Here is a 14,036-nt window from a genome sequence, read left to right on the forward strand (position 1 = left end):
TTCGACTGACACTCACACTTCGCGAGCAGGCTCGCTCCCACAGGGGGTGTAGTGTTTGATCGTCATTCTTTGATTCAGTTATCAAGCTCGTATAGTGTGGCGTTTTGCCTGACAGGGAGCTGGCCATGTTGCGTCTGAGCGCGTTGTATCGTTATCCGTTGAAGTCCGCCAGGGGCGAGACGCTGCAACAGATCGGTCTCGATAAACTCGGTCTGGACGGCGATCGCCGCTGGATGCTGGTGGATGAAACCAGTGGTCGTTTCCTGACCCAGCGTGCGGTGGCGCAGATGAGCCAGTTGTCGGCGTTGTGGAATGCCGAAGGCGGCTTGACCCTCAGTGCGCCTGGTCATTCGCCGATCGACGTAGCCTTGCCCGGTCGTGATGCAGAACTGCGTGGCGTGACGATCTGGCGCGATACCTTGCGGGTCCCCGACGCAGGCGATGAAGCCGGAGCCTGGGTCAGCGAATTTATTGGTAAACCGACACGTCTGGTGCAAGTGCCGCTTGATCGGGCGCGGATGACGGAGGCGGGCTACGGCAAGGAAGACGACCAGGTGGCGTTCGCCGATGGCTATCCGCTGTTGCTGATTGGCCAGGCCTCCCTCGAGGACTTGTCGAAACGGGTCGGGCGTCCGTTGGAGATGCTGCGTTTCCGGCCCAACCTGGTGATTGAAGGGAGTGAAGCCTTCGCCGAGGACGGCTGGAAGCGTATCCGCATCGGCGATGTCGAGTTCCGCGTGGTCAAGTCCTGCTCACGCTGCATCCTGACCACCATCGACCCGCAAACCGGCGAGCGCAGCGACGACCGCGAACCCCTGGCAACCCTGCAGAAATACCGTTCGCAGGCGGACGGCGCGATGTTTGGCCAGAACCTGGTCAACGACGGCAACGGTCGACTTGAAGTCGGTATGCCGGTGGAGATCCTCGAATAATTTTGCGCAGAGCAAAAAAATGCCCGTGTCGAAAAACACGGGCATTTTTATTGCGCTGACCTTTATTTCGGCAAAGCCTGCGGGTTTAGCCGCGGTATTCACACAGGTAAGCGGTGTCGACGGCCACTTTCAACTGGAACTTGCTGTTGGCCGGCACGTTGAACTGGCTGCCGGCGGCGAAGGTTTCCCAGTCGCTGCTGTCTGGCAGTTTGACGGTCAATGCGCCGCTGACCACGTGCATGATTTCACGCTGGCTGGTGCCGAATTCGTATTCGCCCGGAGCCATGACGCCGATGGTCGCTGGACCTTCTGCGGTGCCAAAGGCGATCGACTTGACGGTGCCGTCGAAGTACTCGTTGACTTTAAACATGGGCGATTCCTCGAAAAGGGCTAAAAAGGGCCGGCCAGTATGCACAAGGCCCTGAGTGTCGTCACCTGTCTAAAGCGGAAGAACCAGTGGCAGCAGGCGTGCGGTATTGCGCGCATCTTCCAGCGCCCGGTGTTGCTGGCCGGTGAACTGCAGGCCGGCCAGTTGCAGGGCGCCGTTGAGCCCCAGCGGGCGTTCCAGGCGCCGGGCCTTGGCAAAGCGCTGTTTGAGGTTCATGTGGGGCACGTTGGCCAGCATGCTGGCGAGTCCCAGAAGCTGCCAATCCTGAAGCAGTTGTTTGCGATCGTAGTCGCCCCAACTGGCCCAGCCTTCAAGTCGCGTGTGGTGGTGGCCGAGCCAGCGTTCAAACGCCGGCCAGACTTCGCCCAGCGGTTGCGCGGCATCGATGTTGGCTTGGGTGATGTGCGTCAGCTCGCGGCAAAACGGCGTCAGCAACGGCCGCCGCAAGGGGCGGACGAAGCGCTGGAACTGGTCCAGTTCACGTCCCTTGCGGTCCACCAGGGTGGCGCCGATTTCAATGATTTCCATATCCGTTACGGGCCATCCACCCTCATCGGTGGTGGCCTCCAGATCAATGACCAGCCAGTGAGGCATTGCAGGGTTCCTGGTATCCGCGTCCTGTAGGGTTTGAGCGTAGCCAAACCCGGCGGTTCCGCCTAGCGCCTTATTCGACCTCCAACAGTATCTGCCGGTTTTTCACCTGATCCCCGACTTTGACTTGCAAGCGTTTCAGCACACCGTCGATGCCTGATTTCAAGGGGTGCTCCATTTTCATCGCCTCCAGTACCACCAGCAGCTGGCCCTTGGTGACCGGGCTGCCTTCATTGACCAGGACGTCGACAATCGCACCGTCCATCGGGGCCTTGAGGGTGCCGGAACTGACACTGGCCCGGCTGGAAACCTGCGCCTGAGTGCGATCGGCAAACTGCAAGCTGCCCGGCCGGGTAAACAGCCAGAGTTGCCCTGCCTCCAGGCGATAGACGTGGCGCTGGCGGATGCCATCGATTTCGAGGGTGGCCCGGCGCCCGTCGCAGTGGAGGACCTTCAGCTCGAGGCAGCGATCGGCGACCTGAATGCGCAATGGTTCACCCGGGATTGCCTGCAACGTCACCACCCAGTCCTGATCCTCAAGGCCGATGCGATAGTGCAGGGGAACGCTGGCATTGTTGCGCCAACCGCCCAGCGGGGCGGGATGAGCCTGTGCCGACGCCTGGTAGAAGAGGGCGGTTGCGATGGCCAGGTGTTGCGCGCCCGGAGCATGGGACTGCAGGCAGGCATGGTCGGCAAAGTGCTGGGCGATGAACCCGGTACTGAAGTCACCGTTGGCGAACTGCGGGTGCTCCAGCAGGCTTTCGAGCAAACGCTGATTGCTTTGCACCCCCAGCAGCACGCTGTCTTGTACCGCTCGCAGCAATTTGCGCCGGGCCTCCTCGCGGGTGGCGCCGTGGGCGATGAGCTTGCCGAGCATCGGGTCGTAGAAGGGACTGATGAGCTGACCTTCGATCAGGCCGTGGTCGATCCGCACGCCGTCCTGCAATCCCGGTTCCCAGGCCACGACGCGACCGGTTTGCGGGAGGAAACCCTGGGCCGGGTCTTCGGCATACAGGCGCACTTCCATGGCATGGCCCGTGAGTTGCACCTGCTCCTGGCGCAAGGGCAGCGGTTGCCCTTCGGCGATGTTGAGTTGCCAGGCCACCAGGTCCAGCCCGGTGATCAATTCGGTCACCGGGTGCTCGACTTGCAGTCGGGTGTTCATTTCCAGGAAATAGAACTGCCCGCGGGCATCCAGCAGAAACTCCACGGTGCCCGCGCCGACGTACTGCACCGCCCGGCCGGCCTTGAGCGCTGCTTCGCCCATGGCCTGCCGCCGTTCAGGGGTCATCACCGGGCAGGGGGCTTCCTCGATGACTTTCTGATGCCGGCGCTGCACCGAACAATCGCGCTCGCCGAGGTAAATCAGGTTGCCATGCCGGTCACCGAACAGCTGAATCTCGACATGACGGGGTTCGATCAGTGCCTGTTCGAGAATCAGTTCGCCGCTGCCAAATCCGTTCAGGGCTTCGGAGCGCGCCGTGCGAATCTGTTCCAGCAGGTTGCCGGCTTCGTGCACCAGGCGCATGCCGCGTCCACCGCCGCCAGCGCTGGCCTTGATCATCAACGGATAGCCAATGCGCTCGGCTTCGCGGCTCAGGGTGGCGTCGTCCTGCCCGTCACCTTGATAACCGTCGATGCAGGGCACCCCGGCTTCGATCATGGCGATCTTCGACAGGCGCTTGCTGCCCATCAGTTCGATGGCCTCGGGGCTGGGGCCGATGAAGGTGATGCCGGCATCCTGGCACGCGCGGGCAAACCCGGCGTTTTCCGAGAGGAAACCGTAGCCCGGATGGATCGCATCCGCGCCCGTACGCCGGGCGGCGTCGAGAATGGCCGGGATGTTCAAATAAGACTGTTGCACCGCGGCCGGACCGATGTTGACCGCCTCGTCGGCCATCTGCACGTGCAATGCATCGGAGTCGGCGTCGCTGAACACGGCAACCGTGCGATAGCCCAGCGCCTGGGCCGTGCGCTGGATGCGGCAGGCGATTTCACCGCGGTTGGCGATGAGGATTTTTTTCAGTCCGGGCATGGGTTGGCTCTCTGGATTTTGCGGTGTTTGTTCGGGCCTCTTCGCGAGCAAGCCCGCTCCCACATTTGAAATGCATTCCAGTGTGGGAGCTGGCTTGCCAGCGAAGCTTTTCAGGAGGCCCAGCCCGGTTTGCGTTTTTGTACGAAGGCCATCGTTCCCTCGACGCCTTCTGCCCCGGTCACCGCTTCGCTGAACCATTCGGCAGCCTGATCAAGCAACTCATCCGACGGCTGACCAGCACTCGCCAGCAGGAGTTTCTTGGTCGCCGCATTCGCCCCCGGCGCACAACACAGGACATGGGCCAACACCTCATCGAGACGCTCGGCGAGGGCCTGTGGATCATGCTCGACAAAATGCACCAGCCCCATGCGCCGTGCCTGGTGGCCATCAAAACGCGCCGCGGTCAGGGCCAGGCGCCGGGCTTGGGTCAAGCCGATGCGTTGCACCACGAACGGTGCGATCTGCGCCGGCAACAGGCCGAGGCTGGTTTCCGGCAGGCCGAATTGCGCCTGGTGATCAGCCAGGGCGATATCGCTGACGCAGGCCAGGCCGAGACCTCCGCCGAGTACCGCGCCTTGCAGCACCGTGATCACCACTTGCGGTGCGTGTTGCACCTCTTGCAGCAGTGCGCCGAACACCCGGTTCAGGTCCCGGTGCGCAGTGGGACCTTGAGCGCGGGCGTTGGCCATGTCCTTGATGTCGCCGCCCGCACAGAAGTGCCCGCCGACGCCACCGATCACCAGCGCGCGAACCCCTGGTTTATCGCGTACCGCCGCCAGCACCGAGCGCAATTCGGTGACCATCTGCAAACTCATCGCATTGCGGCATTCCGGGCGGTTGAGGGTGACGTGCAATACGCCGTTGTGCAGTTCCAGCAGCAAGGTCTGGCAAACCGGCAGGTTGTTCATTTCTTTTTCCCCGGCAGGATGCCCATCAACTTGCAGATGATCCCCAGCATGATTTCGTCGGCGCCGCCGCCAATCGACACCAGCCGCACATCGCGGTAAGCGCGGGCCACCGGGTTGTCCCACATGAAGCCCATGCCACCCCAATATTGCAGGCAGCTGTCGCTGACTTCGCGGCCCAGCCGCCCGGCCTTGAGCTTGGCCATCGAGGCCAGGCGCGTGACGTCCTGGCCTTTGACGTATTGCTCGGTGGCCTGATAGACCAGCGCCCGCAGGCATTCGATTTCGGTTTGCAGTTCAGCGAGACGGAAGTGGATGACTTGATTGTCGATCAGCGCATTGCCGAAGGTTTTGCGCTCCTTGCAGTATTCGATGGTGCTGTCGACGCAATATTCCAGGCCCTTGATCATGTTGGCCGCGCCGAACAGGCGCTCTTCCTGGAACTGCAGCATCTGCATCATGAACCCCGCGCCTTCATGGCCGATGCGGTTGCGCTGCGGCACGCGCACGTTGTCGAAAAACACCTGGGCGGTTTCCGAGCTGCGCATGCCGAGCTTGTCCAGGTGCGAGCTCAAGCTGATGCCCGGCGTATTCATCGGCACCATGATCAGCGACTTGTTGATGTGCGGCTTGTCGTCTGACGTATTGGCCAGCAGGCAGATGAAGTCAGCGCTCGGCGAGTTGGTGATCCACATCTTGCTGCCGTTGATCACGTAATCGTCGCCGTCCTTGCGCGCAGTGGTTTTCAACCCGGCGACGTCGGAACCGGCACCGACTTCGGAAACACCGATGCAGCCGACCTGCTCGCCGCTGATGGCCGGGCGCAGGAATTCCTCGCGCAGCTCATCGGAGCCGAAACGGGCCAGTGCCGGCGTGCACATGTCGGTCTGCACGCCGATGGACATCGGGATGCCGCCGCAATGAATGGTGCCGAATTCTTCGGCGGCGACGATCGAATAGCTGTAGTCGAGCCCCATGCCGCCGAATTTTTCCGGTTTGGATATCCCCAGCAAGCCGAGATCACCGGCCTTGCGGAAGATCTCGTGGATGGGGAAGCGCCCGGCCTTTTCCCATTCCTCGACGTGCGGGTTGATCTCGTGCTCGACGAACTGGCGCACGGTACGGCGCAGTGCTTCGTGTTCCTGGGTGAAGATCATTTTTATTGTTCTCCTTGAGCCGGCCTAGAGCCGGGCTACGCCAAAACTGTTGACTTGCAATGGCCGCACCTGGGCCTCGTGACAGATATCCAGCAAGTAACCGAGCAAGGTCCGGGTATCGCGCGGGTCGATCAAACCGTCGTCCCACAGATTGGCGCTGCCGTAGAGCGCCGTGGACTGGCTGTCGAGTTTCTGCGCGGTGACCTGTTCGAGCATGTCGAGCATTTTCGGATCGGGCACCAGGCCGTCCTTGGCCTGTTTGGCCTCGGTGACGATGCGCAGCACCTTGCCCGCTTGCGCGCCGCCCATCACGGCGGTGCGGCTGTTGGGCCAGGCGAAGATGAAGCGCGGGTCGAGGCCGCGTCCGCACATTGCATAGTTGCCGGCACCGTAGGAGCCGCCGACGACTATGGTCAGCTTCGGCACCCGGGCGTTGGCCACCGCTTGAATCATCTTCGCGCCGTGTTTGATCACGCCCTGCTGTTCGGATTCGGTGCCGACCATGAACCCGGTGGTGTTGTGGAAAAACAGCAACGGCGTCTGGCTCTGGTCGCACAGCTGAATGAATTGCGCAGCTTTGCTCGCGCCCTTGGGCGTGATCGGGCCGTTGTTGCCGATGAAGCCACAGGCGCGTCCCTGAATTTTCAGGTGACCGCAGACGGTCTGCTGATCGAACTCGCCCTTGAACTCAAGAAAGTTCGAAGCGTCGGCAATCCTGGCGATGATTTCGCGTACGTCGTAGGGTTTTTTCGGGTCATCCGGAATCAGGCCGAGCAGTTCGTCGATAGGGTACAGCGGCTCCTCCCAGCGTCGATCGGGGAGTGGGGGCAGCTGCTCGTTCCACGGCAGCAGGCTGACAATCTCGCGTACCTGACGCACACCGTCGGCATCGTTTTCAGCCAGGTATTCGGCGGTGCCGGCGATTTGTGCGTGCATCTCGGCGCCGCCCAGTTCTTCATCGGTCGCGACTTCGCCGGTGGCAGCCTTGAGCAGTGGCGGCCCGGCGAGAAACAGTTTGGCCTTGCCGCGCACCACCACCACGTAGTCCGACAAACCCGGCTGATAGGCGCCTCCCGCCGTGGCCGAGCCGTGCACCACAGTCACCTGCGGCAAACCCATGGCCGACATCCGCGCCTGATTGGCAAAGCTGCGCGCGCCTTCGACGAAAATCTCCGCCGCGTAATTGAGGTTGGCGCCGCCGCTTTCGGCGAGGGTGATCACCGGCAGTTTGTTTTCCATGGCGATCTGTTGCAGGCGCAGGGATTTCTTCAAACCGGTGGGGGAGATGGTCCCGCCCCTGATCGCGCTGTTGTTCGCCACCACCAGCACACGCACGCCAGACACATAGCCGATGCCGGCGATCAGGCCGCCACCGGCGCAGCTGCCGTCCTTGTCGTCGTGCAGCTTGTAGCCGGCCAGGCTCGCCAGTTCGAGAAACGGCGCGCCGGGATCGAGCAGCAGATTGAGGCGCTCGCGGGGCAATAACTGACCGCGTTTTTCAAACCTGGGTTTGGCTTCGGCGGCCTTGCCCAGCAGGTTCTGTTCGAGCACGCGGACTTGTTCGATAGCGCTCAGCATCGCCTTGCGGTTCTGGGCGAACGGCTCGCTGTGGGGATCGAGTTGCGACTGAATCACCGGCATGGGTTATTCCTTGTCCTTCAACACGTCGGGTATGTAGGCGCGGTGGAAACCGTTGTACGACTCGCTGTTGGTCGCCTTGTGGATCGGCCAGGCGCGCCCGCCGAGGCTGGCGGCGCCGTCGATGCGCAGGGTGCTGCCGCTGACGAACGCCGCTGCCGGGCTGAGCAGGAAAACGATCGCCGCGCTGACTTCCGATTCGGTGCCGATGCGCTTGAGCGGTACGTGTTCGCGCAGGGTCGGGATCACGGCCTTGAAGGCGCCTTCGTAGGTGTCCATGCCGCTGGAGGCAACCCAGCCCGGCGCCACGGCATTGACCCGCACGCCGGCATGACCCCATTCGTACGCGGCGGTCTTGGTCAGGTTGTCCATGCCCGAACGTGCCGCGCCGGAGTGGCCCATGCCGGGCATGCCGCCCCACATGTCGGCGAGCATGTTGACGATGGCGCCGCCGTGCTGGCTCATGGACTGGTTGAACACTTCCCGGGCCATCAGGAAACCGCCCACCAGATTGGTGCGCATCACGGTTTCGAAACCCTTCTGATTGATCGAGGCCAAGGGCGACGGGTACTGCCCGCCGGCATTGTTGACCAGACCATGGATCGGACCGTGCTTGCGAATCAGTTCGCTGACCAGATGCGTCACCGCTTCTTCCTCGCGGATATCACAAACGGCCCAGTCGGCCTTGCCGCCATCTTCGGCGATTTCCGCTGCAACGGTTTTGAGCTTGTCGGCCTTGCGCCCGACCAGCAACACATGGGCGCCGAGGGCCGCCAGTTCGTGGGCGGTGCAGCGGCCGATGCCGCTGCCGCCACCGGTGACGATGATGTTTTGGCCGGCAAACAAATCGGCTTTGAAAATCGAATCGTAGGCCATGGCGACAATCCTCTAGTTGAACTGGTCGGCGATGCGCTGCGGCACCGGGATCTGGATTTCCAGCAGTTGCTGGGCGAAGGCCTTGCCTTGCGGGTCGATGCGCAGGCTGGCGACACCGCCGCCGCCGAGAGCGTTTTCCAGCAGGAAATTCAGGCTGTGGCTGGCGGGCAAGTACCAGCGTTCGACCCGCCCGTGGATGGGATCGAGGACGTGGCCCATCCAGTCGACGATCACTTCCGGGGTCAGGGCTTCGGCGATCCATGGCAGGAATTCGGGATCGCGGGCCATGACGCCGATGTTGCTGTGGTTGCCCTTGTCGCCAGAGCGGGCGACCGCCAGCTTGACCAGGGCCACGCTGGCGTCGGCCTGGCCAGTCGGTTTCGGTGCGGCGAGCGGGACTGGCAGGTCCAGCGGGTCGAGCGTATCGAGGGCGGGCAGGGCACACGGGTGGCGCCGGCCCATGAAATCAATGTCCAGCGTGCAGGCGGTTTTGTCGATGAGGAACGAGAACAGTCGGATCAGCGGATACACCGTCGGCCGGCCACCGACAATGCCGGTCAGCCCTGGCGCCATGCCGGTGGCGGCCTGGGCAATCTCCCGGGAGAACAGGATCAAGGCCTGCTTGTCCGGATGGCGTACGGCGAGTTTGATCACCACTTCGCGGCTGTCCTGCCGCTGGCCGTGGGGGCCGTAGGTGGCCTCGCTGCCCAGCAACTCGATATTCACCTCGCTGTACGGCGCCCAGCCGCGCTGGCTGAACATTTCCGAGGTCTTGTTGATGATCGCCGCGCTGACTCGCCGCGCCTTGTCGACGGCATCGATGCCGGCAATCAGGCAACTGGCGGTACAGCGAAAACCATCGGGATACGTGGCGCTGACCTTGTATTGAGCCGTCGGCGGCAGGCCTTTGGCGCCGTGCACCTGCACCGCGTTCTTGCCTTGTTGCAGCAGTTTGACCTGAGTGAAGTCGCACACCACGTCGGGCAGCAGATACGCGCGCGGATCACCGATTTCATACAGCATCTGTTCACCCACCGTCAGTGGCGTGACCAGCCCGCCGGTACCTTGCGCTTTGCTGACGATGAACTGGCTGTCGGCGCTGACTTCGACGATGGGGAAACCGATGTGTTCGTAATCGGGCACGTCGCGCCAATCGGTGAAGTTGCCACCGGTGCACTGGGCGCCGCATTCGATGATGTGCCCGGCCAATGCGGCCTGGGCAAGTTTGTCGTAGTCGTGCCACGACCAGCCGAACTCATGCACCAGCGCAGCGCTGACCACCGCACTGTCGACCACGCGCCCGGTGATCACGATGTCCGCGCCCAGGCGCAGGGCTTCGACGATGCCGGGTGCGCCGAGGTAGGCATTGGTCGAGACGCACCTCGATGGCAGGGGCGCACCGCTGAACATTTCATGAATGCCTTGGCTGCCCAGCTGTTTGAGTTGCGGTTGCAGGTCGTCACCCAGCAGCACGGCGATCTTCAACGCCACCCCGGCCTTGTCACAGGCCGCTTGCAGGGCGGCGGCGCAGGCTTGGGGGTTGACCCCGCCGGCATTGCTGATGACCCGGATGTTGTGCTGCGCGAGCTGCGGCAGTAAGGGCGCGAGCACTTCGATGAAGTCGACCGCATACCCGGCCTGGGGATCTTTCATCCGTGCGCCGGCCATGATCGACAGGGTGATCTCGGCCAGGTAGTCGAAGACCAGATAGTCAAGATGCCCGTGTTCCACGAGTTGTGCGGCAGCGGTCGAGGTATCGCCCCAGAACGCGCTGGCGCAACCGATGCGAATTGATTTTGGCGCAGTCCGTTCCATAGCCACCTCCAACTCAAGTGCGTCGACATTACCAAGCAAGCGCTTGGTTTGTAAATGGCTGGGTTATCTTCTGCCAAGCGCTTGCTTGGTTGCATCCATGAGCTTAAATTGCCCGCGCAACCCCGCTGTTTTCGGGGTGATCGGCGTTATTGATTGATCGACTGTAGGAGAGAACGGGTGGACGAGCAAAAAGCCCTGAGGGTCATGCGTGAATTGGTGGACGACGGCCAATTGACCGACCCGGACAGCGCCCGTGGCAAGCTGCTGCAAGTGGCGGCCCACCTGTTCCGCAATAAAGGCTATGAGCGCACCACCGTGCGCGATCTGGCCGGCGCCGTGGGCATTCAGTCCGGGAGTATTTTCCACCATTTCAAAAGCAAGGACGAAATCCTGCGCGCCGTGATGGAGGAAACCATCCGCTACAACACCGCGTTGATGCGTGCGGCCATCGCCGAGGCCGGCAATGTGCGCGAACGGGTGCTGGCGCTGATCCGCTGTGAATTGCAGTCGATCATGGGCGGCAGCGGCGAGGCCATGGCCGTGCTGGTCTACGAATGGCGCTCGCTGTCCGAAGAGGGCCAGGCCAAGGTCTTGGCGCTGCGCGAAATCTACGAAGACATCTGGCTGCAAGTACTGGGCGAAGCCAAGAGCGCCGGGTTTATCCGCGGCGATGTGTTCATCACCCGTCGCTTCCTGACCGGCGCATTGTCATGGACCACCACCTGGTTTCGCGCCGACGGTAGCATGAGCCTTGATCAGTTGGCCGATGAAGCGTTGATTCTGGTGCTGGAAGACCGGCAATAAACTTGTGTTGGCCAGCATTAAACTGGCTAACTTGACGAAAACGCCTAGCTTGAAGTCATCGATGCCGTTTTATTGGGGAGTGAGCTTGTTTTGAGGGGGTCGCCAATTCGGACAGCTTCGCGGCTTTTGCTCGCGACGCTTGCGGTGTTAACGATGCTGCCATCCCAGGCTGCGCAACTGGTGCGCATTGGTGCCGCGCATTTTCCGCCCTATACCGTGCGCCCGGAATCCGGCGCCGATACCGGGTTGCTGCCGCAGCTGGTCGAGGCCCTGAACGCAACGCAAAGTGACTATCAGTTTGTCCTGGTGCCCACGTCCATTCCACGGCGTTTCGGTGACTTGAAGCAGGGCCGGGTCGACATGGCCATCTTCGAAAATCCGGCCTGGGGTTGGGAAGACATTCCCCATACCGCCGTCGACATGGGGCTGGAAGACGCCGAGATTTTTGTCGCGCAACGTCTGCCCGATCGGCAGCAAAGCTATTTTGCCGACCTGAGCGGCAAGCGCCTGGCACTCTTCAGCGGCTATCACTACGAGTTTGCCAACTTCAATGCCGAGCCCCAGTACCTGGCGAAAAACTACAACGCCACGCTGACCTATTCCCATGACAGCAATCTGCTGATGGTGTTACGCGGTCGCGCCGACATCGCCCTGGTCACGCGCTCTTACCTGAACGACTATTTTTTGCGCAATCCGAATGTCGCCAAGGAGCTCTTGGCGTCCGATCGCATCGATCAGGTCTATCACCATTACGCCATCCTGCGCCCGGCGGCCCCCATCAGTGGCGAGGCCTTCGGCAAGTTGTTGCAGGGCTTGCGCGACAGTGGCCAGATGCTGAGGATTTTCGATCCGTACAAGATTGCGGTGGTGCCGGTCCCGCACAAAGAACCGCCGCCTCAAGTCGTCAATTGACGTTCTTTTCCTAAATTTCCCGCCGTGGCTGACGTCACCTCGTTGAACTGTCGACGATTATCGTGAGCCCGCCCCCATGTCCAATCTGAATGACCTGACTGCCCTGTGCCTGCCGACCGGCAGTCGTCTTGCCGCTGATGAAACGCTAGGCCGCCTGAGCCTCAGCCTGGAAGGGCAACCGTTGCTGACCCTGCGGCTCAATCGTGGCCCCGAGTTGCACGTGCAATTGCTGGAGCGCTTCAGTCACCCCGAAGGGCAAGCGATATGGGCGGCCTGTTACTGGCTGTTCGCTCGCGACCCCGACTGTCAGCGCCTGGTCTGGCAACTGCAAGAGGTGCCGCACGAAGCTGTGCTCAGTGGTTTGCTGATTCCGACTTCCGTCAGCGGCGAGTATTGCTGCGAGCGCACCTTGTTCTGGCAGTTGCCGCAGCCATGGCTGGGGCATTCCCTTACCGGCAGCTACCCACAGCAAATGGTCATCACCGGCGGCAAGCGTCACCCACTGCGAGCGGTGAAACCCCGTGGTGAGGTGTATCGACGATTCGATGCGCGGCTGGGCGCCTGGGTTTCCCTGCGTACCCTGGAAATCGAGCAAGACCTGGCGCGTTTCAATCGTTGGCAGAACAGTCCGCGCGTCGCCAGCTTCTGGCAGGAGGAGGGCAGTCTCGAACAGCATCGCCAATACCTGAGCAAACTCGAGGCCGATCCGCACACCCTGACGCTGATCGGGTGTTTCGACGATCAGCCGTTCGCTTACTTCGAAGCCTACTGGGCCAAGGAGGATCGCATCGCACCCTTCTATGATGCCGGTGATTACGACCGTGGCATTCACATGCTGGTGGGTGAGGAAAACCATCGCGGTCCGCACAAGGTGGCGAGCTGGTTATCGGCGCTGGTGCATTACCTGTTTCTCGATGATCCGCGCACGCAGCGCGTAGTGGCCGAGCCGCGTGCCGATAACGCGAAGATGATCGGGTACATGCACAACCAGTGCTTTCACTGCGAGAAAGAGTTCGACTTCCCGCACAAGCGCGCGGCCTTGATGGTGTTGGGGCGTGAGCGGTTTTTCGATCGGTGCAGACTGGCTTGAAAAAAAGATCGCAGCCTTCGGCAGCTCCAACATGGAATTGCGTTCCCCCTGTAGGAGCTGCCGAAGGCTGCGATCTTTTAGAGCGGACACCACGAATTCAACGATGGGAAAAACTGTCCGCCCGATTCCCCGACACCTTGCGGCAGTGCACCAGCGCATCGCGGATCATGAAGTTAACCAGGGTTGGCGAGACGCCGAGTTCCTTGGCAATGTCTTTTTGCGGTACGCCGTGCAGGCGATACATCTCGAAGGCGTAGCGGGTGCGGCTCGGCAACTCGGTCAACGCATCGGCTATGTGCTCCAGCGTCGAGAAATTGATGTGCGAAGTTTCCGGTGACGCACCCTGGATCACCACATTCAGCCCTTCCTCTTCAGGGCCGGAATACTTCTGTTCCAGCGCCTGCTTGCGGTAGTGGTCGATCGCCAGGTTGCGCACGATCTGGAACAGGTAGCTGAGCTGGGCCTTGATCGAACTGGTGATGGGCGGGGCCGACTGCAACCGGAAGAACGCGTCCTGCACAACATCTTCGGCACGTGAGCGGCAACCGGTAATACGGGCTGCGATCTTCACCAGAATCAGTCGATTATCGACGAATGCCTGAAGTAGCGGTGTATCGCACCTGCTTGTGGATACTGGTTCCATCATGGAAATCACCCTGCTGCCAAAAGGTTAGTGGGACGGGGATAAACCGGGGGGCCGTCCTGCACAATCGAGCGACAAATTAGGCTTAATGATAATGATTGTCAAATGAGAAAAAGAATTACTGCACGACAAAAGTGCAGAGTGCGAACTGCGACACGTTGACGCCCCCTTCAGCCCGCCTGGCGTTGCAACCTGGCGACTAATTATTTCAAGACGTCATCCGTTCTCATTGGTGAATGGCACCGGGCAG

General features: G+C 61.6%; 13 protein-coding genes. 4 read left to right on the forward strand and 9 right to left on the reverse strand.

All coding sequences use genetic code 11. The features are described 5' to 3' along the window. Nucleotides 1-125: 125 nt before the first annotated feature. On the forward strand, nt 126-932 hold the full coding sequence (locus KW838_RS15370) for an MOSC domain-containing protein (protein WP_218501482.1): 807 nt from the start codon (nt 126-128) through the stop codon (nt 930-932). 85 nt (nt 933-1,017) lie between these two features. On the opposite strand, the gene KW838_RS15375 is transcribed toward KW838_RS15370, so the two are convergent. The 8 genes from KW838_RS15375 to KW838_RS15410 all read right to left on the reverse strand — a co-directional run bounded on the left by KW838_RS15375 (nt 1,018) and on the right by KW838_RS15410 (nt 10,337). Continuing rightward, complete coding sequence (locus KW838_RS15375) at nt 1,018-1,302, reverse strand: pyrimidine/purine nucleoside phosphorylase (protein WP_007940055.1); 285 nt, start codon at nt 1,300-1,302, stop codon at nt 1,018-1,020. Nucleotides 1,303-1,371: 69 nt separating this feature from the next. Next, entirely contained in the window at nt 1,372-1,914 is a 543-nt protein-coding gene (locus KW838_RS15380) for an exonuclease domain-containing protein (protein ID WP_218501483.1), read from the reverse strand. Nucleotides 1,915-1,984: 70 nt separating this feature from the next. Further along, nucleotides 1,985-3,946 carry an acetyl/propionyl/methylcrotonyl-CoA carboxylase subunit alpha gene (locus KW838_RS15385; protein WP_218501484.1) on the reverse strand — a complete coding sequence of 654 codons (1,962 nt, stop codon included), beginning with the start codon at nt 3,944-3,946 and terminating at the stop codon, nt 1,985-1,987. A 110-nt stretch (nt 3,947-4,056) separates the two neighbouring features. Continuing rightward, the gene (locus KW838_RS15390) at nt 4,057-4,854 is read right to left on the reverse strand and encodes an enoyl-CoA hydratase/isomerase family protein (RefSeq protein WP_218501485.1); all 798 of its coding nucleotides are present in this window, start codon (nt 4,852-4,854) and stop codon (nt 4,057-4,059) included. Next, nucleotides 4,851-6,008, reverse strand: coding sequence for a citronellyl-CoA dehydrogenase (atuD, locus tag KW838_RS15395; RefSeq protein WP_008020379.1), 1,158 nt, complete (start codon nt 6,006-6,008; stop codon nt 4,851-4,853). Before atuD ends, KW838_RS15390 begins: the two co-directional genes overlap by 4 nt. Before the next feature lie 24 nt (nt 6,009-6,032). Continuing rightward, nucleotides 6,033-7,649 (reverse strand): geranyl-CoA carboxylase subunit beta, encoded by a 1,617-nt coding sequence (gene atuC, locus KW838_RS15400; protein WP_218501489.1) that lies wholly within the window; start codon nt 7,647-7,649, stop codon nt 6,033-6,035. Between the two features lie 3 nt (nt 7,650-7,652). After that, entirely contained in the window at nt 7,653-8,522 is an 870-nt protein-coding gene (locus KW838_RS15405) for an SDR family oxidoreductase (RefSeq protein ID WP_007973449.1), read from the reverse strand. A 12-nt stretch (nt 8,523-8,534) separates the two neighbouring features. Beyond that, the gene (locus KW838_RS15410) at nt 8,535-10,337 is read right to left on the reverse strand and encodes an acyclic terpene utilization AtuA family protein (RefSeq protein WP_218501490.1); all 1,803 of its coding nucleotides are present in this window, start codon (nt 10,335-10,337) and stop codon (nt 8,535-8,537) included. Nucleotides 10,338-10,514: 177 nt separating this feature from the next. Here KW838_RS15410 and KW838_RS15415 point away from each other — a divergent pair, with 177 nt between their 5' ends. From KW838_RS15415 to KW838_RS15425, 3 genes are all read left to right on the forward strand, one after another. Beyond that, nucleotides 10,515-11,141 carry a TetR/AcrR family transcriptional regulator gene (locus KW838_RS15415; protein ID WP_218501491.1) on the forward strand — a complete coding sequence of 209 codons (627 nt, stop codon included), beginning with the start codon at nt 10,515-10,517 and terminating at the stop codon, nt 11,139-11,141. 153 nt (nt 11,142-11,294) lie between these two features. After that, nucleotides 11,295-12,053 (forward strand): ABC transporter substrate-binding protein, encoded by a 759-nt coding sequence (locus KW838_RS15420; protein WP_218501492.1) that lies wholly within the window; start codon nt 11,295-11,297, stop codon nt 12,051-12,053. A gap of 76 nt (nt 12,054-12,129) precedes the next feature. Beyond that, the gene (locus KW838_RS15425; RefSeq protein ID WP_102700835.1) at nt 12,130-13,143 is read left to right on the forward strand and encodes a GNAT family N-acetyltransferase; all 1,014 of its coding nucleotides are present in this window, start codon (nt 12,130-12,132) and stop codon (nt 13,141-13,143) included. A gap of 97 nt (nt 13,144-13,240) precedes the next feature. On the opposite strand, the gene KW838_RS15430 is transcribed toward KW838_RS15425, so the two are convergent. After that, a complete protein-coding gene (locus KW838_RS15430) occupies nt 13,241-13,789 on the reverse strand; it encodes an RNA polymerase factor sigma-70 (protein ID WP_102700836.1) in 549 nt (182 codons plus the stop codon). Between the last annotated feature and the right edge of the window lie 247 nt (nt 13,790-14,036).

It is taken from the genome of Pseudomonas sp. PDM27 (assembly GCF_019219205.1).
Classification (GTDB): Bacteria; Pseudomonadota; Gammaproteobacteria; order Pseudomonadales; family Pseudomonadaceae; genus Aquipseudomonas; species Aquipseudomonas laurylsulfatiphila.

Excerpts from the sequence above, each read along its gene's own strand:
- KW838_RS15420 (WP_218501492.1), top strand. The coding sequence starts at position 11,295 with ATGCTGCCATCCCAGGCTGCGCAACTGGTGCGCATTGGTGCCGCGCAT.
- KW838_RS15375 (WP_007940055.1), bottom strand. The coding sequence starts at position 1,302 with ATGTTTAAAGTCAACGAGTACTTCGACGGCACCGTCAAGTCGATCGCC.
- KW838_RS15380 (WP_218501483.1), bottom strand. The coding sequence starts at position 1,914 with ATGCCTCACTGGCTGGTCATTGATCTGGAGGCCACCACCGATGAGGGT.
- KW838_RS15410 (WP_218501490.1), bottom strand. The coding sequence starts at position 10,337 with ATGGAACGGACTGCGCCAAAATCAATTCGCATCGGTTGCGCCAGCGCG.
- KW838_RS15405 (WP_007973449.1), bottom strand. The coding sequence starts at position 8,522 with ATGGCCTACGATTCGATTTTCAAAGCCGATTTGTTTGCCGGCCAAAAC.
- KW838_RS15370 (WP_218501482.1), top strand. The coding sequence starts at position 126 with ATGTTGCGTCTGAGCGCGTTGTATCGTTATCCGTTGAAGTCCGCCAGG.
- KW838_RS15385 (WP_218501484.1), bottom strand. The coding sequence starts at position 3,946 with ATGCCCGGACTGAAAAAAATCCTCATCGCCAACCGCGGTGAAATCGCC.
- atuC (WP_218501489.1), bottom strand. The coding sequence starts at position 7,649 with ATGCCGGTGATTCAGTCGCAACTCGATCCCCACAGCGAGCCGTTCGCC.
- KW838_RS15390 (WP_218501485.1), bottom strand. The coding sequence starts at position 4,854 with ATGAACAACCTGCCGGTTTGCCAGACCTTGCTGCTGGAACTGCACAAC.
- KW838_RS15430 (WP_102700836.1), bottom strand. The coding sequence starts at position 13,789 with ATGATGGAACCAGTATCCACAAGCAGGTGCGATACACCGCTACTTCAG.
- KW838_RS15425 (WP_102700835.1), top strand. The coding sequence starts at position 12,130 with ATGTCCAATCTGAATGACCTGACTGCCCTGTGCCTGCCGACCGGCAGT.
- atuD (WP_008020379.1), bottom strand. The coding sequence starts at position 6,008 with ATGATCTTCACCCAGGAACACGAAGCACTGCGCCGTACCGTGCGCCAG.